This is a genomic window from Hymenobacter duratus, assembly GCF_014698995.1.
Lineage (GTDB): Bacteria > Bacteroidota > Bacteroidia > Cytophagales > Hymenobacteraceae > Hymenobacter > Hymenobacter duratus.
On the sequence record NZ_JACWZZ010000002.1, the window covers coordinates 964387 to 986584 of the forward strand.

Genomic DNA, 22198 nt, shown 5'->3' on the forward strand with positions numbered 1-22198 from the left:
ATAGTCCACTTATGGAGGCCGTGCTAGAACCGGTAGCGGACCTGGGCTTTGAATTCGGTACGGCGAGGTCCCTGAATTTCCTCCAGGCCTGAGCCGACAGTGTTCTGGTAGCGGTAGTGGGTTTCGGCCAGCCGCAGCCAGAACGTGAGGTGACGGCTGCAGTTGATTTCGGCAATACCATATATGCGCGTGCCCTGCCCCGAAAGTGCCGGCACCGAAAACGCGTACAGCACGTCCTGCTCAAACACGTATTGCCGGGTATCGTAGCTGTCGGTATCGAAGATGGCATAGCGGGCCGTGAGACGCAGCCGACGGCCTACCGCAACAGAAGCGTCCTGCGCCAGTACATAGCCCCGCTGCCATGGGCCATTATCTTCGCGGTAGCGGCTGGCCTGCACCCGTGTGCGCAGCCCCAGAATGAGCGTCGGGTTAGCATCGTAGTACAGCAGCAGACTCTGGCGCGTAGTCGGTACGGGCAGCGGCGCCGGCTGGTCAGTGCTGGCATCATAGTCTTTCTGGCGGCTCCGGATCTGAGCGTAGAGCAGGCTAGTTTTCGTGGGCGAGTACGCCACTCGTGCCAGCCAGTCGTGCCCCGCCGAAGGCGCACCTACCCCATATTTCAGCCATGGAAACCGGAACTGGTCGTAGTAAGCCGACACTTCCCACCGGGCTACCGGCCGCAGCTTCAGCCCCAGGTACAGGCCGCTTTCGTTGATGTTGCGGGTGTTTTCACTCAAGGCATTGCCATAGAGCGTATGAAAGTCGCGGGAGTAGTGCCGCACCAGCGCCGACACATCAATAGTAGGTGCGAGACTGGCCAGCACGCCGTTTACCGTGCCCCACCCGCCGCTGCTGCTGCGCGCCGTTTCGCCAAACAGCAGCACATTGCCCCGTACGTAGCTGTAGTGCGCCCCCAAGGCCAGATTGTGAGTTCCTCGAAACTCGTATTGGTTGTACAGTTCGGGCCGACGCTGAATGGCCTTATCGAAATGCGTATCGACGGCCGTGAGGCCGGCTGACAGGTGGCCGCTGCGGCTGGTGTAGCCCAGGTTACCGCCCGCTACGGTTTCGCGCAGCGTCTGGCGGTTGGCCAGCTCACTGGCCGTCCGGTGAAAACCAGTCAGCAGAAAACCTGACGAAAACTCATCAAACTCCGCCAGCGAGTCGGCGGCCTGCTGCACGTTGGCATCTACCCGCTTGCGCGATACGAAGCCGGTAGCGCGCACCGTAGGCGACAAACTGACGGTAGCAGCCGCGCCCCGGAAGAAGGTGCTTTCCAGGATGGAAGAATACGGCCGCACGCCCACCGAACTGCGGCGCAGCGTGGTAATGGTTTCGGCCCCCTTGCCTACCTGCAGCCCCGACGACAGCAGCAGCCCCTGCCCAAACTGCAGCTGATAGTCGCCGACGGCCAGCGTGCGGAGCTTGCCCCGTTCCTGCAGCACAAAGTGCGCCGACAGGAAATCGGGGCCGTAGGTGCGGGCCGTGGGGTTCCAGAGCAACTGTTCGCCCGCGTCTTTTTCGGCAGTTATGCCCAGGCTGAAGTCTTTGGCGTGGCTGACGCGGTAGCGCAGCATCAGCTTATCGGGCGAGCCTAAGTAACGGGTAGGCCCCTGGCCCAGGCTGTCGGTGGGGGCAGTGGTGTAGCCTTTGCGGGTTTGCAGCACCCGCTCGTAGCGCATAAACAGCGCATTGTTGTCTTCCTTGAACACCCGCTGCCACAACGGCCCGCGCAACGCATTAGCGCCCCCGGCAGCCTGCGCCGTCACGAAAGGGGCTATGCGGTAGATACTACGCAAATCGAAGCTCGGAACAGCCTGCAGCTCATACAGGCTGAGCAGCGGACCGCGCTGCTGGCGGTATTCCAGCAGCTTACTGATCTGGTTTTCGGACAGCAGCAGCAGGCCCCGCAGGTCTTCGCGGGAAGCTGAGTTCAGGCTGAGCGGCGTCTGGTAGTACTGCAGCAGCGTTTCGTACAGGTCCTCGTAGGGTACCTGGTCACTCTGGATTTCAGCAAACAGCTCCTGCGTCAGCCGGTCCAGGTCGGCGGCGGGGCGCACGTACTCCTGCGCCTGGGCTGCCAGCGGCAACAGCAGAGCCAGTACCGCCGCAACCCGCCACTTTGCGCAGCCAGTTTTAGTATGAGGCAACATGGTGCGAGGCGCGAAACCAAACGCGCTGCACTGCGCTACGCGGGCTGACCTCATGGCTGCTTCCCGCTGAAAGCCAGACTAACGCCCAGGTGCTGGCTTAGTCCCAGCGCCGTATGCCAGGCCGCCGCATAGTCGATTTGGAGTGCACCGGCCTGGAAGCCTACGCCTCCGGTGGTTTCCTGCGTGAGGGTGCGCAGCCCGGCCCGCAAGGCCAGTGCGTCAATCACGCGGTATTCCAGGCCGGCCTTAAAATCGGCTGACTGCTCTACTTCCTTCTCGGTTTCGATGTTGAGCAGCACTTTGGCAGTAGGCCGATACGAAAGGCCCGCCTTGAGCACGGTGGGCACCCGCTCCTGCTGATACTCGGCCAGTCTGGCCTGGTTCAGGTTGTAGAGGTAGGCCCCGAATACCAGCCGCTTGGGTATCAGCTCAGCCTGCCCGCCCAACGATACGGCTACCGCCCGCTTGCTGCCCAGCCCTTCGATGCTGACCTGCAGCATATCTACCCGCCCGCCGATGCTCACGAGGCCGCCCCGGTAGCCGTAGCCGGCCCCTACGCGCTGCTCGCTGTAGAGCTTGCCACCAAACCGTTCCGCTTCAAACCCCACGACCCCACGGCTGGCCTGGCCGTTCTCTATCTTGCCTAAAGGCACCGCGGCTGCCAGCGCTACCGTATTCAGAGCCGATAATAAGTAGCGGTTTTCGGCGTACACGCCCACCGTCGGGGCGTTGAGCTGGCCCAGTCCGGCCACGTTATTGCCAATGGCCCATACGTCGCTGAGCGTGACGGAAGCATTGCCGAGGGCTGCCGCCCGGGCGCCTCTTGTGCCGGGCCCATTGCCCTGAGCATAACCTGATACTGCCAGCAAAAGCAAGCCACCAGAGCACACGTAATTCTTCAGCATAGCTATATAAAATAAGACGAATGAAATGTAGGATAAAAACCCTGATTACCAAAGCCTGAGGCACTTTTGCGCAATTTTCTTTGCGGCCGCCGCTACGCCTTGGGCAAGCCCTCTGCACAGGCCAAACCAGCAGACTAGCGTGCCTGAGTTCAGGCTAGGCAGTCAGCAGTTTCCACCAGGAAGCCCAGTCCCAGTCGTTGTCGGTCGGGAAGCAGGTTTCGTAAGCAAAGCTGAGCTTCAGGTTGTAGGCAATCAGCAGCACCAGCCCCAGGGCCAGCACCCCACGCCAGCGCGAGTTGGCCCCTCGCTGCAGGGCCACGCCCAGCGGCAGGGCCAGCACCGGCAAAAAATCGACGAAGCCACGGTGACCATAGCTGCAGCCCAGCGTATAGGCCCACCACGCCGCGTAGGTGTAGGAAACCCCCAGCGCAACCATTGCCACCAGCGCCGCCGTAGCCGGGCGGCTGCGCCATAGCAGCACTAAGCCTACGGGCACCAGCAGCAACACCGGGTTGTAGAGAAACAGCCCGTCTTCGGGTGCCAGCCACACTTCCAGCAGCTTAGGGCGGGCCCAATATGGAAAGCCTTCCTGCCCATAACTGTACGTGAGCATGGATCCTTTGAGGTACTGATAGTAGGCCAACTGGGGCAGCAGCAACAGACCTACGCAGCCGACCAGTACCGCCAGCACCCGCAGGCTCAGCAATTCTTGTAGCCGCTGCCGCAACCCGGCGCTATCGGCCACTCCCCACAGCAACAACGGCGCCGCCCACACAGCGTCAATCGGGCGCAGGGCCACAATGAGGGCCAGCGCTAGTCCAATCTGCAGCCATATACCCAACGCGGAGTTGCGGCCCGTGCTGGCTGGCTGAAGGCGGTGCAGACCGTGCAGCAGCAGCGCAAACGCGAAAAAGGCGTACACGTGCGACATGCCCGTTTCGATGATGGCGTAAAACCCCAGGTTGGTACCCAGCAACAGCACGGCCAGCGTAAGCACTGCCTGCCTGCCGGTCAGCCCTTGTTGCAGCACCCGCCAGAGCAGCCCCAGCCCTAGCAGCACATAGAACACGGCCGCAATATCAATGGACTTGTGCTCCAGCTTGGAGAAACCCGTCTTTTCGGTGCTCAGGGCATGGGCCGTCAGCCAGAACGGGCTTTGCAGCAGCGCCACGCCATACGGGTACTTGGTTATCACCTTGCCCGTAGTCCGGTCCAGTTGGAATCCTTTGCCGGTTCTGAACTCCACGCTATCCGGAAAAGCGCGGGCATCGAAGCCGTAGAGAAAGGTAGCTGGCAGGTACACATAGTAGCCGGCTTTGTCGGCCCACACCTCGCTTTTGTAAGTGAAGCGGCCCGCTTTGGACGTGGCGTGGCGGTTGAGGGTGAGCACCAGCAGGGCAGCGGCCAGCACCAGCCAGCAGCCTGCGGTGCGGAGGGAGGCAGCCGTTATTTGCATAGAAAGCAGGAGGTCATACGAGCCGCAAACAACGGGAAATACCCGCGTATTCCGACGCACCACTAGTCGTTTCCAATGCAAAACGCCCCAACATCTTCCGATGCTGGGGCGTCTGTTAGCTTCAGAGCGAAGCGGGCTGCTTACATGCCAGCCGCTGCGCCTTCTTTGGCTTTCTTCTTCTTGACCTTGGTTTTCTGACCGTCTTCGGTCTTCACCTTCATCTTTTCCACGTCGCTCAGGCCAGCGGCCGAAGCCGTAGGAGCGCCCACGCCGGGGTTGGGGCCGTTATTTACTACGGTCATTTCATCCACGATGTGCTTGGCACCGCCCAGCTTCTCGATGCACCACAGCACGTAGCGGATATCCACGTTGATGCAGCGCTTCAGCTCCGGGTCGTAGGCCAGGTCGCCGGTCATGGCTTCCCAGTTGCCATCGAAAGCCAGGCCAATCAGCTCGCCGCGGCCGTTGATAACGGGGGAGCCGGAGTTGCCGCCCGTAATGTCGTTGTCGGTGATGAAAGCCACGGGCAGGTTGCCCTCTTTGTCAGCAAACCGGCCGTAATCTTTCATTTTCAGCAGTTCCAACTCTTTCTGGGGCACTACAAACTCCGGGTTGGTGGCGTCTTCCTTTTCCAGAATGCCCTGGGCTGTGGTTTTGTAGTCGTAGCTCACCGCGTCGCGGCCCTTATAGGGGCGCACGGTACCATAGCTCAGGCGGATGGTGGAGTTAGCATCGGGCGAGTACACCTTCTGCGTGTTTTTCTCGCGCAGCGCGGCTACATACAGGCGGTTGGCGCGCGTCAGGCCGCTCTGCAGGGCCTGCATTTTGGGCAAAATATTCTGGGTGTAGTTTGTGTACACCGAGTTGAACGTCTTGAAGCCAGGGTCGGCCTCCAGCTTCGCCAGCGAAGGCGCGGCTAGGAAAGCATTCACCTTGGCTTCCGAAGTCAGGAAGGAATTGGCATACACGTAGTCGGCGTATTTCTGCATGGAGCCGCCGTACTGCTTCTTTACGGTCTGGAATACGTCGGGCTGCTGCTCGGCGGGCACATCCTTCATGTACAGGCCCATGAGGGCGGCAAACACCTTTTTGTCGGTAGAGGCGCTGTAGTCCTTGAAATACTCAGCTACCGGCTCCTTTAGGTCGGCGGTGGCTTTGCTGATGGCAGCTTTGTCGGCGGGCGTGGCTTTGAGGGCCATGTACAGCGGCATCATGCGCGAAGACAGCGTGATGATTTCGGTGCCGAAAGCAGCCTCGTTCACGTAGTTGGCGCTCAGGTTGTACTGGCGCAGACCAGCGTAGGCCTGGTTGATGCTGTTCAGGGCTTCGCCGTACTGCTGGCCGCGGGCCGGATCCTGGGCAATCCACTGCATCAGGGAAGCTTCCTCGGCTTTCTTGGCATCCACCGTTTTCAGGCGGTTCATGCCCTCATTCTGGCCGATGAAGTACTTCCAGTAGTTGGCAATGTTGGCGTATTTTGAGGCATACTTCAGGCGCAAAGCGGCGTCCTGGTCCATGTCCTCTTTCCACAGCTTCAGGCGCGTGTCGCGCAGCTTGATGCGGGCGGGGTTGCTCTGGTCGAGCGTCATCTGCAGGCCGGCGGCGGGCAGGAAGCGCTGCGTGCGGCCCGGAAAGCCGAACACCATGGCAAAGTCGCCTTCGCTCACGCCCTGCAGGCTTACGGGCAGGTGCTTCTTGGGCACATACGGAATGTTGTCGGCCGCGAAGCCGGCCGTAGGCTTGTTGTCTTTGGAGGCGTACACGCGGAACATGGAGAAGTCGCCGGTGTGGCGGGGCCACATCCAGTTGTCGGTGTCGCCGCCGAACTTGCCCACGGCTTCGGCCGGAGCACCTACCAGGCGCACGTCGCCGAAGCGCTGGTACACGAAAAGGTAGTACTCGTTGCCGCCGAACATGTCGCGCACATAGGCGACGTACTGGCCGTTTTCCTTGGCCGCGTCGGCCATTTCCTTCTGACGCTTCTGCACCGTTGCCACGCGTTCCTGCTCAGGCGTGGCAGCCGTAATGCCTTCCAGCACCTTGCCGGTCACGTCTTCCATGCGCACCAGAATATCCACGAACAGACCTGGGTTGGTTTTTTCCTCGGCGCGGGTGGCCGCGAAGAAGCCTTTTTCCAGGATGTTGTTCTGAGGGGTGCTGTGGCTCTGGATGGCGTCGTAGCCGCAGTGGTGGTTGGTGAGCAGCAGGCCCTGGCTGCTGACGAATTCACCGGTGCAGAAGCCGCCCAGCTGCACTACCGCATCTTTCAGCGAGGCATTGTTGACGTCGTAAATTTCTTCGGCCGTGAGCTTGAGGCCTTTCTTCTGCATGTCGGCCTGGTTGAGCCGTTTCACGAACAGGGGCAGCCACATGCCTTCATCGGCACGGGCCGTGATGGGCAGTAGCAGCGTTAGCAGCAGGGCCTTGGCCCAGTTGTTCTTGCGCATAACAATGAGTGGGAATTAGGGAAAGGAAAGCCGGGCGTCCTCTATCGGGCAACCCGCCTCCAAAGCTACAAAAAGGCCCGGCTCCTTGCGGAGCCGGGCCGGTATAAACTTCGGAGTCGCTTTCTACTCGCGCAGCACCCGGGCCACGTAGCGGCGGCCATCGGGGGCGGTGCCCGTGAGTAGGTACAGGCCGGCCGGCACTTCACCCAGAGGTAGGGCTTGCCCCTCCGTGCTGGTTACAGCGCGGGTAGCCGGCCAGTGGCGCACAGTGCGGCCCAGCGCATCGCGCAGCACTAGCTCACCGGCCAGGGGCTGGCCACTCCGGACACGCAGCTGCGACTGCCCCGCTCCCACCGGATTGGGCCAGGCTGCTAAGGCCAGCACCGGCTGCCGGGCGGGCGCCTGGGTACTGAGGGTGCGCCAGGCCGCTTGCCGCCCAAAAAACAGGTCGGCAAGACCCAGCGGCCCTTGCGTGGCGTAGCCGCTGAACACGTAGTTGCCCGTACCGGCTTCCACTTCCAGCCCGTTCACAAACTCGTCGCCGCCCGTGCGATAGAGCACCGTATCGCGTAGCACCTGGCCGGTGGGCGTCACCTTGCTCAGGTACACCCGGGTGCCGCTGTTGGCGTACACGCCCCCGGCTACCACCAGGTTGCCATCGGGCAGCGGCCGCACTAGTCGGGCCGAGCCGTAGGTGCGGAAGCCATTGGGCGCGGTGTAAGGCAGCAGCCTGGTCCAAAGGGTATCCAGGGCGGCATTGAAGCGAATGAGCCGGCCGTCCTGGCAGGCCAGGTAGCCGCTTTGCACCGGCATTGGCAAAACGCTATTCAGGAAACTAGAAGCTCTACCATACAACGGCTTCACCTGATCTACTACGCCAGTCTCCGTCAGATGTAGCAGCTTTCGTTCATTCCCAACAACGCCTTTTGAATTCAGTACCCAGTACCCGCCTCGGCTCGAGTTTTCTTTGAATAGAGCTGTAACATTACCAATATCAGTCGCATCATACGTTATATTGGTTTGGGCCAGTACCTGACCCGCGGAGCTAATTTTCAGCCATTGCGGAAAAGTGTTCAGCGAACCGGTCAACACGAAATTCCCATCGTTGCCAAGTATCAGACTGGAATAGAAATCACCCGTTGGGCCGTTGGTATAGCGGGTCCAGAGCGTATCGCCTTGCGGAGTTAACAGCACCAGCATGGCTTCATCAATGAAGCCTCCGGTAGTACGGTCGCCGCCGGAAGTGGCAACAAGTACTTGCCCCGCTGCATTTTCGCACACCGCCCGTACCTGCACGGAAGTGAAGTGCGGCAGTTTTCGCGCGCGGGTCCAGAGGGTGTCACCTAACGCATTTGTACGCACCAAGAAGAGTCGTCCATCAGCCTGAGGACCGGCCTTACTTTGGCTTCCTACCACCAAATAGCCTCCACTCTGCATAGCCGTTATATACCCTCCCATTTCCTCTCCCGCCGAGCCATACACACGCTGTTGTAGTAACTGCGCCTTGGCGGGCCAGGCCAGTAGCAATATAAGCCAGCAGAATCCAATGATGCGTTTCATAGCAAATAAGCAAAGCTGGATAGCCATGGGGGTAAGCAGTAATGATACAATATAGCCGAACGCAATGAAATTGGGCGCACCAGTACCTTCGCCCGCACCTTCCGGATTTATTCCGCACCGTTTGCGGTTCTTTGCGGCATGTCGTCTTTGTTTCGTCAGCTTTTTCTGGGGCTGCTGTGGGTATACCGGCACCTGATTTCGCCCCTTACGCCGGCAAGCTGCCGCTACACACCCACCTGCTCGGCCTACGCGGTGGAGGCCATTGAGAAGTACGGCCCCTGGCGCGGCGGCCGGCTGGCCCTGCGCCGCATCGGCCGCTGCCACCCCTGGGGCGGCCACGGCCACGACCCTGTTCCGTAGCCCAATGCTCAGCCGGCGTTGCGCACGCCGCTATGCAGGCTCGATACCAAACGCGCCACCGCATGGGCACATTTTCCGTACAAGGCATAGTCAGCTGCTCCGGCTCTTTGGGTCGGGCAGCTTTTTTTTCACTTATGCCTACTTCCGATGCCCAGAATATTTCTGCTTAGCCTTGGCCTGATTACGATGCTGAGTACTGCCTGCTCACAGGCCCAGAGCGACACGGCCAAGGAGATGAACGACGCGCCTAAAACCGAAAAGAAAAAAGGCAAAAAAGGTAAGAAGGACAAGGCAAGCAGTGGTTCGGTGGCTTCTCTGCAACCGGTAGGCGAGCTGCAGGGCGGCATTCCGGAAAGCTCCGGGCTGGCGCATGGCGGCCGCCCCGGCACCTTCTATACCCACGGCGACGCCGGTACCAGCTCTACTCTGTACCTCATCAATGAGCAGGGCGAGAAGCTGGGCGAGCGGGAATTGTCCGTCCGCAACATCGACTGGGAAAGTCTCGCGGACGATGGCAAAGGCACCGTTTTCGTGACGGATGCCGGCAACAACAACAATTCCCGTCGCGACCTGGCCATCTACCGCGTCAATCCGCAGCAACCCGATAACGTGGGAAAAATCAGTTTCCGCTACCCCGACCAGTCGGCCTTCCCGCCCCCGAAAGAGGAGCGCAACTTCGACTGTGAGGCTTCGCTCTGGCACGATGGTAAAGTGTATCTGTTCACGAAGGACCGGGCCAACCAGAGCACCAGCAAAGTGTACAGCGTATCGGACCAGCCCGGCTCCTACGTGGCCGAGTCGCTGGCCAAACTGCGCATTTCCGGCGAAGTAACCGGTGCCGACCTCAGCCCGGACGGCCGTCATCTGGCACTGCTGGGCCGTCAGGAGTTGTATCTTTTTGAAGGAAATGACCTGAACAGTGCCTTGAAAGCCACACCCAAAAACATTTCCCTGAAAGGAGCGGGCCAAACGGAAGGTGTACTGTTTCTCGACAACGGCACGCTGCTCATCAGCACCGAAGAAGGAGCTCTTTACCGGTACAAGCTCTGATAGCACTGGTCTTATTTGGCCACAAAAAAGCCGCCTGCTCTGGAGCAGGCGGCTTTTTTGTGGCTGTTGGACTCATGCTTTGATGGTCTTCTTGTCTTTGGCTTCCTGCTCTTCCAGGTCGCGGGGAGCGTAGCCGTACGGGTTCTTGGGGTCTTTGCCGGCCCGCCACAGCACCCACAGCCCCACCAGAATTAGAGGCAGACTCAGAATCTGGCCCATGTTCAGAGGCAGCTTGTCTTCAAAGGCTTCCTGGTTTTCCTTCAGGAACTCGCCCAGGAACCGCTGCGTGAACAGCAGCACCACAAACAACCCAAATAGCAAGCCGCGGGGCGTACGGTCTTTGGTGCGGTTCCACATGCCGTACAGCACCACTAGCAGCAAAATACAGAACGCAGCTTCGTAAATCTGGGTGGGATGGCGCGGCACCGCCATCGGCGAATCGGCCGCAACGGGTGTGCCGGCAGGCAACAGGCGGTAGGCGCGGCTGCCGTCAGTGCGCATGATGGGCTCGGCCGCTACCTGTACCGCACCGGCTGGCAACGGCTGCACAGCGGGTTTGAGGTGTTCCGCGTCGCGCACAAACACAAAGGCCCAGGGTTTATCCGTCGGCTCCCCCACAATTTCCGAGTTCATCAGGTTGCCCAGGCGAATCATGGCCCCGCCCAGCGCCACCACAATCACAATCCGGTCAAGCACCCAGAGGTAATCGAACTTGTTGTTGCGCGCAAACAGATAGGTAGCCAGCAAGATGCCCAGCGTGGCACCGTGGCTGGCCAGGCCCCCTTCCCAGATCTTAAAAATCTCCCAGAAATGCTCACTGGTAAGGTAATATGCCGGGTCGTAGAACAGCACGTGGCCCAGCCGCGCCCCCAGAATAGTGCCTACCAGCATGTAAATGGTGATGACATCAACCCAGCGCGGCGACACCCGCTCTGACTTGTAGATGTGCGACAGAATGAACGTGCCGAACACAAAGCCCGACATAAACAACAGCCCGTACCACCGCAGCGTCAGCGGCCCGATTTCGGCCAGAATCGGATTGGTGTTCCAGGTGATATAGGAGAGAAACGAGAGCATAGGTTCAGTGCAGGTAGGAGGCAAAGGTAGGAGTTGTGCATGAAGCGCTGATGTGCGGCGTTACAGCGCGTTCAACTCCTCGGTGTAGCCGCCGCTCAGAATAGGAAAGCGCAGCCAGGAGCGCGGGTCCACGTTGTAGTCGTCGAGGTGGAAGCTGGGGGCGTACCGTTCGCGCTTCCACTGGTTGCGGCTCCAGAGGCTGTAGAACCGCTTCACGTAGGTTTTGAGCTGCTCGGGGTCAGCGGCGGGGTCTTCCTGCCGAAGCGTAGCCAGCACCTGCTGCGGGCTGAGCCGGTCGTAGAAAGCCAGCCGCTCGATGCGGTTGAGCAGCACATAGGGCATCAGGTCCCGCTCGTCGGTTTGCTTGTCTTCCAGGGGGCGCAGCTCGGCGGTGGGCTGCAGGCCGTTCACGTGGCGCAGCGCGGGGTAGTTCAGCTCGGTTTCGGCCCAGCGCAGCCACTTTTTCACGAAGTCCTTATCAACACCGGCAATGGGCGAGATGCTGCCGGCCGTGTCGCCATCCATGGTGCAGTAGCCCACGCTGGCCTCCGAGCGGTTGGACGTGGTAATGAGCAGGCAGTTCTGCACATTGGCCAGCAGCCAGATAGCCGGGGCCCGCACACGCGCCTGAATGTTCTGCAGGGCCAGGTCATCGGTTTTCCAGGTCAACTGGCGGTGCAGGGCATTTTCGATTTTGCCGACGTAGCCCTCCACTTCCTGGTCAATTTCCCAGTTATAAAACACGGCACCCAGCGAATCAGCCAGCTCTTTTGCCGAGTTAAACGTGTCGTCGGACGAGTTGACGGTGCCCTGATAAGCGCAAGTCAGCAGGCGCTGCGTGATTCGCTGGTTGGTGGTTGCCTGCGCCCTGTTGGGCTCTGCTAGTGAAGCGTCTTTGGGACCGGGGGCATCCTGGTCGGCTACAGCCACAGCCGGGCCGGCCATCAGCTCGATTTCCTCCGCCGTGAAGCAGCCGGATCGGCGCATAAATTCAGCCGTGCCTAGCTCTGCCGCACCCAAACGAATCATTTCGGCCACCGCTACGGCACACATGCACGAGTCGGCGCCGCCGCTCAGGCTCAGCACAAAGCCACGGCTGCGGGCCTTGCGCAGGTAGTCGAACAGGGCCAGGCTCAGCGCCTGGTTCAGTTCCCGATACTCATCGGGCGCGGGCAGCGGCTGGATTTCTTCGGCACGAGGCTGTTCGGCGGCAAAATCCACGTCCACGCACTCCATGTCTACTTCCTTGAAGCTCATGAGCTGGTTGCGCAGCAGCAAATGGCCGTTGCGGGCTACCAGAATTTCGCCGTCGTACACGGTACGGCCGGCTTCATTGCCGAGCAGGTTAGCATAGAGGTAGGTGCAGTTGAACGTGCGCGAAGCCTTGGTCACCAGTTGGTAGCGCACATCGGTTTTGCTCATGGCAAAGTGGCTCGCCGACGGATTTACAATCAGGTCTACGCGGCCCATGAGGCGGCAGGCGGGGCGCACGTCATCAGGACACCATGCATCCTCACAGATTTCAAACCCAAACTTCACACCCTGATGCTCGAAAATCAGGTCGCCGAGTGTCCACTCCTCCCCTTCCCACTGTACGGTGGTGGTTTCGCCAGCTGGCCAGGGCTGGAAAAAGCGTGGCTCGTAATGGACACCGTCGTTGGCGAGAAACTGCTTGGCCGCGAAGCCCAAAATCTGTCCGTCGCGGAGCACGGCGGCTGTGTTGTAGGTCCGGTGGTTGAGCCGGATGGGCAGGCCCACCACCACGCAGATACCTTCAGTCCAGGGCCGCACCTGCTGCAGATGTGCCAGCGCCGACTCGGGCAGCCAGTCGCTCAGAAACAGGTCTTCGCAGTTGTAGCCCGTCAGGCACAGCTCCGGCAGGCACAGCAGCTGCACGCCGGCGGCTTTGGCCTGCTCGATGGCCTCGCGGATGGTGCGCAGGTTATGGGTCCAGTCAAACGGTATCTGGTTGAGAGCGGCGCCGGCTATTCGCATGGGTCGAGAGAAGGTTAGTCCTGCAAATCAACTCCATTTTGGCGGATTGGGTTGCTGCCACCTGTTCACCAAAGCCCAAGGCCCTGCCGCAGAAACCACATATCGTTGTTTCTGCGGCAGGGCCTTGGGCTTTGGTGAATGTCTGTTTGCGCGCTGCGCTATACCCCCAGCGTGGCCAGAGCCCGCTCGGCGGCCAGCTGTTCGGCCTGCTTTTTGGAAAGCCCCATGCCAGTGGCCACTACCTCATCGTCGAGCACGACAGAAGCTGTAAACTCCATCACGCCGCCGGGACGTGCTTCGCCGTTGAGTTCGTAGCGAATGGCTTTGCCGTGGCGCTGCGCCCACTCAATGAGTTTGCTCTTGAAGTTGGCCGTGGTTTCAGTGAGGGATTTCACGTCCACGAACGGCTTGACGAGGCGGCTGAGCACAAACTTGCGGGCCGCTTTGTAGCCTTGGTCGAGGTAAACGGCGCCGACTAAAGCCTCCAGCGCGTTGCCGTTCACGGAGCGCGAACGGGCGGCCCGGCCTTGGCCGGGGTCCAGTTGCACTAGTTTGTCAAGACCGAGTTTCAGAGCCAGCGCATTCAGGCTTTCCCGGTTCACGATACGGCTGCGCATCTCGGTCAGGAAGCCTTCCTGCTCGTACGGAAACTTGCGGAACAGATACTCGGCTACGACCGTGCCCAGCACGGCGTCGCCCAGAAACTCCAGCCGCTCGTTGCTTTGGTTGCGGCCGGCTTCCGTGGTTTGCTGCTTCACCACCGACGAATGGGTAAAGGCCAAATGGTAAAGCCGCACGTTTTGAGGCGTGCGGCCGGTTACCGTAGCAATTGCCTGGCGGAAGGCCTTATCCTGGCCCAGCATCCGCCGAAAAAACCCGAACAAGGGCAAGCGGCTCATGGCGGCTATTCCTGAAACCTGCGGAACACCACCGACGTGTTGTGCCCGCCAAACCCGAACGTGTTGCTCATCGCCACGTTCACTTCACGCGTCTGCGCGGCATTGAACGTGAAGTTCAGGCGCGCATCCAGTTCCGGGTCGTCAGTAGAATGGTTGATGGTGGGCGGTATCACGCCGTGCTGAATAGCCAGGATGCTAGCTACTGCCTCAATACCACCCGCACCACCCAGCAAGTGGCCGGTCATGCTCTTGGTAGAGCTGATGTTGAGGTTGTAGGCATGCTCACCAAACACCTTCTGGATAGCCTTGATTTCGGCTCCGTCGCCGAGCGGAGTGCTGGTGCCGTGGGTGTTGATGTAATCAACATCTTCCGGCTTGATGCCTGCATCGCGCAGGGCATTCTGCATAACCAGCACCACACCTTCGCCCGTTGGGTCCGGCGCCGTAATATGGTAGGCATCCGACGACAAGCCTCCCCCGATAATTTCGGCGTAGATCTTGGCGCCACGGGCCTGCGCGTGCTCGTAGGCTTCCAGTACCAGCGCACCGGCGCCCTCACCCAACACGAAACCGTCACGCTCCTTGTCGTAGGGGCGGGAAGCCGTCAGGGCGTCATCGTTCCGCTCGCTCATGGCTTTGAGGGCGTTGAAGCCCCCAACGCCTGCTTCCGTAATAGCCGCTTCGGAACCGCCCGTCACCACCGCATCGGCCATGCCGAGACGTATGTAGTTGTAGGCGGCCACAATAGCGTCAGACGAGGAAGCGCAAGCCGAGGTAGTCACGAAGTTGGGGCCCCGGAAACCATTCTTGATGGAGATGTTTCCCGACGAGCTGTCGGCAATCATCTTCGGAATGAAGAACGGGTTGTAGCGTGGCGTTCCATCGCCTTTCGCGAAGTTGAAGCTCTCGTCCTGGAAGGTTTTCAGCCCCCCAATACCCGAGCCCCAGATAACTCCCACCCGATCCTTATTCACACCTTCCAGCAAGCCGGCGTCCTGGATGGCCTCGTCGCTGGCGATAACCGCAAACTGCGTGAACAGGTCCATTTTCCGACCTTCCTTGCGGTCAAAATAATCGTCTGGGTTGTAGTTCTTCACTTCGCAGGCGAAGCGGGTCTTGAACTTGCTGGCGTCGAAGCGGGTAATGGGCGCCGCACCGCTTACGCCGGTGCGCAGACCTTCCCAGTAAGCCGGGACGGTGCTGCCTAGCGGCGTGATGGCACCCAGGCCAGTAACGACAACTCTCCGAAAAGCCATAGGCGGGCAGAGATTACGAAAAAGGTGGAAAAGCAAAACGGCCGGCGGCAGGCCGGCCGGAATGCGCGAAAACCGTAGAAAGTGCCGCTAATACTACTTAGCGTGCTCTTCGAGGTAGCTGATAGCCTGACCCACGGTGCCGATGTTTTCGGCCTGGTCGTCTGGGATAGATACGTTGAATTCTTTTTCAAATTCCATGATCAGCTCCACCGTGTCGAGCGAGTCGGCACCCAGGTCGTTGGTGAACGAAGCCTCGGGAGTAACTTCCGATGCTTCTACGCCTAGTTTGTCGATGATGATGGCTTTTACTTTTTCTGCAATTTCAGACATTTCCGTGGGGGTTTAGAGAAAACTCGCCACAAATAACACCATCTTCCCTAACATTTTCAAACATCGTCTTCCGAATCTTCCGGGTATAAGATTCTGGCCGGGGTGGTTCGTTTCGGGTTGGGCGGTGTGTACTTTTGCGCGTCACTGCCTTGGTGCCCGTTTATGAAAACCTTCACACTGGACGTAGAATACGAGTGCGACTTCGACCTGTTCGGGGTAGTTTCGTCGAGCCGGGAGCATATACTGGCCTGGCAGCTCAACCAGTCTTTGCGGCTGCGGCTCGTGAAACAGCAGGACCTTATCTACGACCTGCTCAACCAGGGCCGGCTCGTCATCAGCAACTACCTGCACGCCACCGAGCACTTCACGCTGCGGCTGCTGCGCAACCGCTCCATCGACCCCTCGGTGCTGAAAAAGCCCTTTCTGGCGCCCGATGTCAAGGAATACGACTACCTGATTCAGGTGAACAACGGCAGCGGCGAGCTGGCCGGCGAGGCGCTCCTGACCCAACTGACGGCCCTTCCGGTGGTGCAGTACGCCTGCCAATTTGACCCGAATTCGTTGAAGTTTAAAGAAAATTTGCTCTTTTGAAGCCCGGACGCAGCACGAAGCTCCCGCTCCGTGCATCGTGGAAAGCTGCTCGTAACGACGGCACGAACGATGTGCGAAACGGGAGCTTCGCGCTGCCTGCCAGGCCCGGCCTGCGGGCTATTTTTCACCTGTCATTTGTCATTCTACTGCATGGAAACCCGGCCTCATTTTAACAAAACAAAAATCGTTGCCACCGTCGGCCCCGCTTCCAACACCTACGAAAAGCTGGGCATGCTCATGCGCGAAGGAGTGGATGTGTTCCGCCTCAACTTCTCACACGGCACCCACGAAGACCACTTGTCCGTTATCAACACGGTGCGCCGCCTCAACAAAGACATGCGCATGAACGTGGGCCTGCTCCAGGATTTGCAGGGCCCCAAGATTCGTCTCGGCGAAGTAGAGGGCGGCGGCGTCGAAATCAAGGCCGGCGACAAGATCAAGCTGGTGTGCGGCGAGAAGGAAATCAGCACGGCCACGCGTCTGAGCACGATTTACCTGGGCCTGGCCCGCGACGTGAAGCCCGGCGACATGATCCTCATCGATGATGGCAAGATTGAGCTGCGCGTGCTGGCCACCGACCGGGACCAGGAAGTGGACGTGGAAGTCATCTACGGGGGCCTCGTGAAGCCCCGCAAAGGCATCAACCTGCCCGACTCCGAGGTGTCGGCCCCGAGCATGACGGAGAAGGACATCGAGGATCTGAAATTCGGCCTCGAAAACGACGTAGACTGGGTGGCGCTGTCGTTTGCGCGCCGCGCCGAGGACATCCGCTTTATCAAGAGCCTGATTGCGGAAAGCGGCAAAACGGCCCGCGTAATTGCCAAGATTGAGACGCCTGAGGGCCTCAGAAACCTCGACGAAATCATTGCCATTACCGATGCCGTAATGGTAGCCCGCGGCGACCTGGGCGTGGAAGTGAAGATGGAAGAGGTGCCGATGGCTCAGAAGAGGATTGTGGAGAAGTGCAACAAAGCCGGCAAACCGGTGATTGTGGCCACTCAGATGATGGAAAGCATGATTACGGCCCCCCGCCCGACGCGCGCCGAAACCAGCGACGTGGCCAATGCTGTGCTCGACGGGGCCGATGCCGTGATGCTGTCGGCGGAAACAGCCGTGGGTGCCTACCCGGCCGAAGTAATCCGCTCGATGGTGGGCACTATTCTGAGCGTGGAAACGCAGCGGGATTCGCTCTACCACCACTGGTTCCCCATCGACCCAACGTCGCCTTCGTTCATGGTCGACAGCGTGCTGTCGGCGGCCTGCCACCTGGCCAAAAACACGGGTGCCCAGGCTATTACGGGCATGACGCACCGCGGCTATACGGCCTTCCAGATTGCCAAATACCGCCCCAAGGCCAACATCTTTATCTTCACCGACAACCGCTCCCTGCTCACGACGCTGAGCCTGATCTGGGGCGTGCGCGGCTTCTACTACGACCGGATGGTGAGCACCGACAGCTCCGTTTCGGACATCAAATACGTGCTGACCACCACAGGCCACCTGAACAAGGGCGACGTGTTCATCAACACAGCGTCGATGCCCATCAACGAGAAGGGCAAAACCAACATGGTGAAAGTAAGCGTGGCATAAACTTCTCCCGGCTTTCGCACAGAAAAAGGCCCGCCTGAATGCTCAGGTGGGCCTTTTTCTGTGATGCGCCAGGCGCACCTGCTTTCTAATGCTGCAGCCGCAGGTGTTGCGGCGCCTCTCCCGGCGCCTGCACTTCTACAACATACAAACCGCCAGCCAGCCGCTGGAGCGGCAGCGTAGTGGTGGTCTGCCCAGCCGCCAGCTGCTGGATCAGTACGGCACGTCCCAGATTGTCGAGTACGCGTACGGTGGTGGCTACGCGCGCCGGGGCGGGCAGCGTGAGCGTGGCGGTTTCGGCGGCCGGATTCGGGTACAGCTGGAACGTGGCGGCCCGTTGCGCGGCCTTGGTGGGCAGCAGCGTGGCAAAGTCGGTGCGGGAGCCGCAGGTCTGCACGCTGCCGCCGGCGGTGCGGCGGGAGTAGCTGAGACGGTACTCATACTGCATCACGGGGCCCACACCTTCGGCCACTAGTTGATTCCAGCCAGCAGCGTCAATGCCCGGCGTGTAGGTATATGTGTTGGAGCCGAAACCACCATACAGTACTTCCTGCCGGAGCAGCGCCGGTCCGCTACAGGCAACGCCAGGCCGGGTTGCTACCACTGGGTACCCCATCATCAACGAGTTGGAACTGGTAGCCAGTACTCGATACTCATACGCCAGCAAGTCTGGATTTACGAGCCGGGCTTGGCTGTTGGCGTAGGTCTGATTGCCAGCCCAGCGCCCTGTACGACGTGAAGCAGACATACGGACCGTTGTAACAGGCGAGAGAGTAGTACCCGTACCGAAGCAGCCCGGCGCGTTACTATAGCTTATTTTGCTCTGCTGCTGAAAGCGGTACACTACACTATCAGGCGTTACCTGCCGGGTCAACACTTTGCGCAGCAGCCAGCCCTGGTAGCAGGGGAAAGAAACTATCATAATAGGCTCCTGCTCGTAGCCCAACTCGTCGCCGGGCTGCAGATCCAGCAGCGTAAGCGGGTTGTAGTAGCTCAGGCCAGCCGGCGCGGGGCGGCGGGCCAGCGTGAGCATGGGAGCTCCCGGCGCGTAGAAGCGCAGGTTTTGAGGAGCTGATACCAAGCCGTAGTTCTTGCTCAGCACAACGTTAACCCCCGGTGTGCCGACCCTGAAGGTTACTACTGAGTCCTGCACCCCATCAATTAGGGCCGTACCGCGCGAAACCAGAGTCGTCGTCACGCCTACATCCAGATTGAGACTTTGCCAAGTAGTACCAACCCGCGCAAATGGCTTCATTACTACCCCGTAGTCGAGACTAAATCCGTTGACAGTGCCCCCATTCCAGAACAACATATACGTACGGTCCGCCGAATTGTAGCGCATTTGCTGCCCAAACTGGTTGTTGCGCGACTTTTGCCACTGGTAGCTGCTTGCGCGCCGCATGATGTGGTTGAAGTAATACACCGAGTCGGAGCCAATCACACCTGCGGAATCGAGGCGCAATGTCAGAATAGTGTCGGCGGAGGCTCCTCGGAAGGCGTGCACGTCGCCGTTGGGGCGGAAAGGTCGCCAGTTTTGGGCCGGGGCGCGCAAGCCGCACAGGCAGGCACACAGAATCAATAAAGGGTAGAGTTTCTTCACGGAGAATGAGTTTAGGGTTACAAAAACAGAATACGACGCCAAAAAGATAGGAAATATTCGATATGAATGAAACGCGAGAAGGCCCTGCACTTGCGCGCAGGGCCTTCTCTATACAAAGAGCAGAAAGTTACTGGTGCTGCTTAGGCGGCCAGCGACTTCACGAACTTAGCCAGCTTCGATTTGTTGTTGGCGGCTTTGTTCTTGTGGATGATGTTCTTTTTGGCCAGACGGTCCAGCATCGACGATACTTTCTTCAGCAGCTCCTGAGCGGCCGAAGCATCGGTGGTGGCGCGCAGCTTCTTAACAGCCGTGCGGGTAGATTTTGCCTGGTAACGGTTCAGCACGCGCTTAGCTTCGTTGGAACGGATGCGCTTGAGGGCTGACTTATGATTTGCCATGAGTAGGAGAAATGAACGTTCTGCTCGGTTTCAATTCGGATTGGGTGGGCAAAGGTAAGGCTTTGGATGGAAAGTGCAAACTGTAGCCAGCGAATTTCCTGTCCTTTTCTCTGCTGGCGGCTCCACCGGGGGCCGGATTATAACCGTAGGCATGCAGAACTTTTTTCAGCAAAAAAGGTTGAAAACCCATTGCAAAGCACTAAATTTTATACCTGCACCACCGGGCACCCCATCACCACACCTTACGCGGCCATGCCGCCCTGGCCCCATGCCTCTCATTACGGAATCCAGCTATCAGCCGCCCTTTTATCTGTTCAACGGGCACCTGCAGACCATCGTGCCCAGCCTCTGGCGGGAGGTCCCGGATGTGCGCTACCAGCGGGAGCGGGTGGAAACGGCCGACGGAGACTTTCTGGACCTCGACTGGTCGCGGCTGACCGACCGGACGGCTGATACGCTCTGCCTGGTGTCGCATGGGCTGGAAGGCGATGCGGGGCGGCCGTATGTGCGGGGGATGGTGCGTGCCCTCAACAAAGCAGGGTTTGATGCGTTGGCCTGGAACTACCGCAGCTGCAGCGGCGAAATGAACCGCCTGCTCCGCTCCTACCACCTCGGCGACACCGACGACCTGGATTTTGTGGTACGCCACGCCCTGAGCAAGCTCCGCTATAGCCGAGTGTTCCTGACAGGGTTTTCGGCCGGCGGCAACGTGACGCTGAAGTATCTGGGGGAGCAGCCGGAGCGGGTGCCGCGGGAAGTGGAGCGTGCCGCCGTTTTCTCCGTCCCGACCGACCTCAAGGCCAGTTCCTACCACATTGCCCGGTTCGAAAACCGAGTATATCTGAACCGTTTCCTCAAGACGTTGCGCGAGAAGATGCGCCAGAAGGCCGCCCTACTCCCCGACCAAGTTGACCTCACCGACCTCGACCTACTCCAGGATTTCCCGCAGTTCGACGACCGGTTTACGGCGCCTATGCACGGCTTTAAGTCGGCGGAGGAGTATTACGAGCACGCCAGCTCCGGGCGCTACCTCAGCGGCATCCGCATCCCGACGCTGCTCGTTAACGCTCAGAACGACCCGTTCCTACCGCCCACCTGTTTCCCCCGCGACGCTGCATCGCACAGCGAGTTTGTGTTCCTGGAAACGCCTTCCGATGGCGGCCACGTCGGCTTCGGCGAAGGCACGCCCGATGGGGAGTATTACTCGGAACGCCGCGCCGTAGAGTTTCTGACGGCGGAAGTGCCCGGATGATTACTATGGTCATCCTGAAAACAATGAAGTACAGGAAGCAAAATATTTATTATAAGCACTTGACTACCACCGTATCTGTTACGCTATATGCCTCGCCTCTATAAGTACCACATATGGTTATGCTTGCTTCAGGGCACTGACCATGTATTGTTACCCGGAAAGTTTGATTAGGCGTTTCCTCACCAGAATACCACAAGTTATATCCCTCTTCTTCGCCAATTAATCTCATTAGCTGCGGGTTTTCTAGCAAATCATTTTTGATAGCAAATAGAAAACGGGGTGTGCGGGCAAAAACAAAATATGCTGCGCACCCCAGAGAAAAAACAAAGCAGAAGCCAACGAAAAAGTATGAGAAACGATTGAAGTGCGTCAAAAACGCTTTAAAGGAATTCATGCTGGTAAGCGCCAGAAGAAGAACATAACTAACTGTATCTTTTCAGAGATAAGCCAGCAAGTATCTAGGGCAAATACGCGCGGCATAACTACTATGGGACAAAAGTTTACAAAACGTTAGTCCAGATTTTATTTACCCTTTGCTTGTTGCGGGGAGCATTTTCCAAAACAATATGAACTTATAATCACCCTCTCCCACTCGAGTTAGTAGGCACAAACACCACCTTCTTCGTCTCGAAGAACTCCTCGGTGTAGAAGTCACTAAGGTTATACACTGTGGCTTTGAGGCCGGATTCCTCGATTTCTTCGGTCAGGTCGCCGCCTTTGAGGTAATAGAGGCCACTGGTGGCGTCGCCGTTGGGCTTGTAGCGGTGCGCAATCCAAGTGTGGAAGGTGGCAAGGCGGGCCACGGCACGGCTCACCACATAGTCGTACTTGGTGCGCAACTGCTCGGCCCGGATCTGCTCGGCCGTCACGTTGGTCAGGTTCAGGTCGTGGGCCATTTCCTGCACCGCGTGTATCTTCTTGCCAATGCTGTCGACGAGGTGAAATTTCACTTCCGGAAACAGAATAGCCAGCGGCAGGCCCGGTAGGCCACCACCCGTACCCACATCCAGCACCGAGCTGCCAGCCGGAAACTCAATCACCTTGGCAATGCCCAGCGAGTGCAGAAAGTGGCGCTCCGCGAGGTTGTCCACGTCGGTGCGGGCCACGAGGTTGAGCTTCTCGTTCCAGCCGCGAAACTCGGTATCGAGCCGCTCAAAAAGCTGGCGCTGGTGGTCGGTGAGATGTGGGAAGTAGTGGTTGAGGATGTGCATGGTGCGGCAAAGGTAAAAACGTCTGTCATCCTGAGCAGCGCGAAGGAGCTTATCCCGCTAGAACAAGTCGT

Annotated in this window: 19 protein-coding genes; 5 read left to right on the forward strand and 14 right to left on the reverse strand. The window is 59.2% G+C overall.

Annotation, left to right across the window (positions count from 1 at the left end; all coding sequences use genetic code 11):
- Positions 1–23 precede the first annotated feature (23 nt).
- The 5 genes from IC231_RS12055 to IC231_RS12075 all read right to left on the reverse strand — a co-directional run bounded on the left by IC231_RS12055 (position 24) and on the right by IC231_RS12075 (position 7768).
- Positions 24–2153, reverse strand: coding sequence for a ComEA family DNA-binding protein (locus tag IC231_RS12055; protein WP_190784740.1), 2130 nt, complete (start codon positions 2151–2153; stop codon positions 24–26).
- 50 nt (positions 2154–2203) lie between these two features.
- The gene (locus tag IC231_RS12060; protein ID WP_190784741.1) at positions 2204–3058 is read right to left on the reverse strand and encodes a PorV/PorQ family protein; all 855 of its coding nucleotides are present in this window, start codon (positions 3056–3058) and stop codon (positions 2204–2206) included.
- A 154-nt stretch (positions 3059–3212) separates the two neighbouring features.
- Positions 3213–4514, reverse strand: coding sequence for a hypothetical protein (locus IC231_RS12065; protein WP_190784742.1), 1302 nt, complete (start codon positions 4512–4514; stop codon positions 3213–3215).
- 140 nt (positions 4515–4654) lie between these two features.
- On the reverse strand, positions 4655–6961 hold the full coding sequence (locus IC231_RS12070; RefSeq protein WP_190784743.1) for a S46 family peptidase: 2307 nt from the start codon (positions 6959–6961) through the stop codon (positions 4655–4657).
- A gap of 123 nt (positions 6962–7084) precedes the next feature.
- Positions 7085–7768: a hypothetical protein gene (locus IC231_RS12075; protein ID WP_190784744.1), complete on the reverse strand. Its 684-nt coding sequence runs from the start codon at positions 7766–7768 to the stop codon at positions 7085–7087.
- Positions 7769–8659: 891 nt separating this feature from the next.
- Here IC231_RS12075 and yidD point away from each other — a divergent pair.
- The gene (yidD, locus tag IC231_RS12080; RefSeq protein ID WP_190784745.1) at positions 8660–8881 is read left to right on the forward strand and encodes a membrane protein insertion efficiency factor YidD; all 222 of its coding nucleotides are present in this window, start codon (positions 8660–8662) and stop codon (positions 8879–8881) included.
- A gap of 147 nt (positions 8882–9028) precedes the next feature.
- Complete coding sequence (locus IC231_RS12085; RefSeq protein WP_190784746.1) at positions 9029–9931, forward strand: hypothetical protein; 903 nt, start codon at positions 9029–9031, stop codon at positions 9929–9931.
- A gap of 72 nt (positions 9932–10003) precedes the next feature.
- Here IC231_RS12085 and lgt read toward each other — a convergent pair whose 3' ends face one another.
- The 5 genes from lgt to IC231_RS12110 form a co-directional block, all read right to left on the reverse strand.
- A complete protein-coding gene (gene lgt, locus IC231_RS12090; RefSeq protein WP_190784747.1) occupies positions 10004–11008 on the reverse strand; it encodes a prolipoprotein diacylglyceryl transferase in 1005 nt (334 codons plus the stop codon).
- 60 nt (positions 11009–11068) lie between these two features.
- On the reverse strand, positions 11069–13003 hold the full coding sequence (gene nadE / locus IC231_RS12095; protein WP_190784748.1) for an NAD(+) synthase: 1935 nt from the start codon (positions 13001–13003) through the stop codon (positions 11069–11071).
- A gap of 158 nt (positions 13004–13161) precedes the next feature.
- Positions 13162–13902 carry a ribonuclease III gene (rnc, locus tag IC231_RS12100; protein WP_190784749.1) on the reverse strand — a complete coding sequence of 247 codons (741 nt, stop codon included), beginning with the start codon at positions 13900–13902 and terminating at the stop codon, positions 13162–13164.
- 5 nt (positions 13903–13907) lie between these two features.
- Entirely contained in the window at positions 13908–15158 is a 1251-nt protein-coding gene (gene fabF, locus IC231_RS12105; protein WP_190784750.1) for a beta-ketoacyl-ACP synthase II, read from the reverse strand.
- A gap of 93 nt (positions 15159–15251) precedes the next feature.
- A complete protein-coding gene (locus IC231_RS12110) occupies positions 15252–15488 on the reverse strand; it encodes an acyl carrier protein (RefSeq protein WP_019948606.1) in 237 nt (78 codons plus the stop codon).
- A gap of 162 nt (positions 15489–15650) precedes the next feature.
- Between IC231_RS12110 and IC231_RS12115 the strand changes: the two genes are divergently transcribed.
- A complete protein-coding gene (locus IC231_RS12115) occupies positions 15651–16079 on the forward strand; it encodes an IPExxxVDY family protein (RefSeq protein ID WP_190784751.1) in 429 nt (142 codons plus the stop codon).
- 150 nt (positions 16080–16229) lie between these two features.
- A complete protein-coding gene (gene pyk, locus IC231_RS12120; RefSeq protein WP_190784752.1) occupies positions 16230–17669 on the forward strand; it encodes a pyruvate kinase in 1440 nt (479 codons plus the stop codon).
- An 85-nt stretch (positions 17670–17754) separates the two neighbouring features.
- Here the strand turns inward: pyk and IC231_RS20355 are convergent, their stop codons facing one another.
- Positions 17755–19266: a T9SS type A sorting domain-containing protein gene (locus tag IC231_RS20355; protein ID WP_190784753.1), complete on the reverse strand. Its 1512-nt coding sequence runs from the start codon at positions 19264–19266 to the stop codon at positions 17755–17757.
- 140 nt (positions 19267–19406) lie between these two features.
- Positions 19407–19664, reverse strand: a complete 258-nt coding sequence (gene rpsT / locus IC231_RS12130) for a 30S ribosomal protein S20 (RefSeq protein ID WP_044013973.1) — start codon at positions 19662–19664, stop codon at positions 19407–19409.
- A gap of 268 nt (positions 19665–19932) precedes the next feature.
- Here rpsT and IC231_RS12135 point away from each other — a divergent pair, with 268 nt between their 5' ends.
- Positions 19933–20916 carry a YheT family hydrolase gene (locus IC231_RS12135; protein WP_190784754.1) on the forward strand — a complete coding sequence of 328 codons (984 nt, stop codon included), beginning with the start codon at positions 19933–19935 and terminating at the stop codon, positions 20914–20916.
- A gap of 49 nt (positions 20917–20965) precedes the next feature.
- Here the strand turns inward: IC231_RS12135 and IC231_RS12140 are convergent, their stop codons facing one another.
- Together IC231_RS12140 and rsmG are read right to left on the reverse strand one after the other, a co-directional pair.
- Entirely contained in the window at positions 20966–21310 is a 345-nt protein-coding gene (locus tag IC231_RS12140; protein ID WP_190784755.1) for a hypothetical protein, read from the reverse strand.
- Positions 21311–21494: 184 nt separating this feature from the next.
- A complete protein-coding gene (rsmG, locus tag IC231_RS12145) occupies positions 21495–22127 on the reverse strand; it encodes a 16S rRNA (guanine(527)-N(7))-methyltransferase RsmG (RefSeq protein ID WP_190784756.1) in 633 nt (210 codons plus the stop codon).
- Between the last annotated feature and the right edge of the window lie 71 nt (positions 22128–22198).

What these genes read in the sequence shown, in the direction of transcription:
- IC231_RS12115 (WP_190784751.1), top strand. Translation starts at nt 15,651, where the DNA reads ATGAAAACCTTCACACTGGACGTAGAATACGAGTGCGACTTCGACCTG.
- IC231_RS12085 (WP_190784746.1), top strand. Translation starts at nt 9,029, where the DNA reads ATGCCCAGAATATTTCTGCTTAGCCTTGGCCTGATTACGATGCTGAGT.
- yidD (WP_190784745.1), top strand. Translation starts at nt 8,660, where the DNA reads ATGTCGTCTTTGTTTCGTCAGCTTTTTCTGGGGCTGCTGTGGGTATAC.
- IC231_RS12070 (WP_190784743.1), bottom strand. Translation starts at nt 6,961, where the DNA reads ATGCGCAAGAACAACTGGGCCAAGGCCCTGCTGCTAACGCTGCTACTG.
- rsmG (WP_190784756.1), bottom strand. Translation starts at nt 22,127, where the DNA reads ATGCACATCCTCAACCACTACTTCCCACATCTCACCGACCACCAGCGC.
- IC231_RS12055 (WP_190784740.1), bottom strand. Translation starts at nt 2,153, where the DNA reads ATGTTGCCTCATACTAAAACTGGCTGCGCAAAGTGGCGGGTTGCGGCG.
- rnc (WP_190784749.1), bottom strand. Translation starts at nt 13,902, where the DNA reads ATGAGCCGCTTGCCCTTGTTCGGGTTTTTTCGGCGGATGCTGGGCCAG.
- fabF (WP_190784750.1), bottom strand. Translation starts at nt 15,158, where the DNA reads ATGGCTTTTCGGAGAGTTGTCGTTACTGGCCTGGGTGCCATCACGCCG.
- IC231_RS12140 (WP_190784755.1), bottom strand. Translation starts at nt 21,310, where the DNA reads ATGAATTCCTTTAAAGCGTTTTTGACGCACTTCAATCGTTTCTCATAC.
- IC231_RS12060 (WP_190784741.1), bottom strand. Translation starts at nt 3,058, where the DNA reads ATGCTGAAGAATTACGTGTGCTCTGGTGGCTTGCTTTTGCTGGCAGTA.
- IC231_RS12110 (WP_019948606.1), bottom strand. Translation starts at nt 15,488, where the DNA reads ATGTCTGAAATTGCAGAAAAAGTAAAAGCCATCATCATCGACAAACTA.
- rpsT (WP_044013973.1), bottom strand. Translation starts at nt 19,664, where the DNA reads ATGGCAAATCATAAGTCAGCCCTCAAGCGCATCCGTTCCAACGAAGCT.
- IC231_RS12135 (WP_190784754.1), top strand. Translation starts at nt 19,933, where the DNA reads ATGCCTCTCATTACGGAATCCAGCTATCAGCCGCCCTTTTATCTGTTC.
- pyk (WP_190784752.1), top strand. Translation starts at nt 16,230, where the DNA reads ATGGAAACCCGGCCTCATTTTAACAAAACAAAAATCGTTGCCACCGTC.
- IC231_RS12065 (WP_190784742.1), bottom strand. Translation starts at nt 4,514, where the DNA reads ATGCAAATAACGGCTGCCTCCCTCCGCACCGCAGGCTGCTGGCTGGTG.
- nadE (WP_190784748.1), bottom strand. Translation starts at nt 13,003, where the DNA reads ATGCGAATAGCCGGCGCCGCTCTCAACCAGATACCGTTTGACTGGACC.
- lgt (WP_190784747.1), bottom strand. Translation starts at nt 11,008, where the DNA reads ATGCTCTCGTTTCTCTCCTATATCACCTGGAACACCAATCCGATTCTG.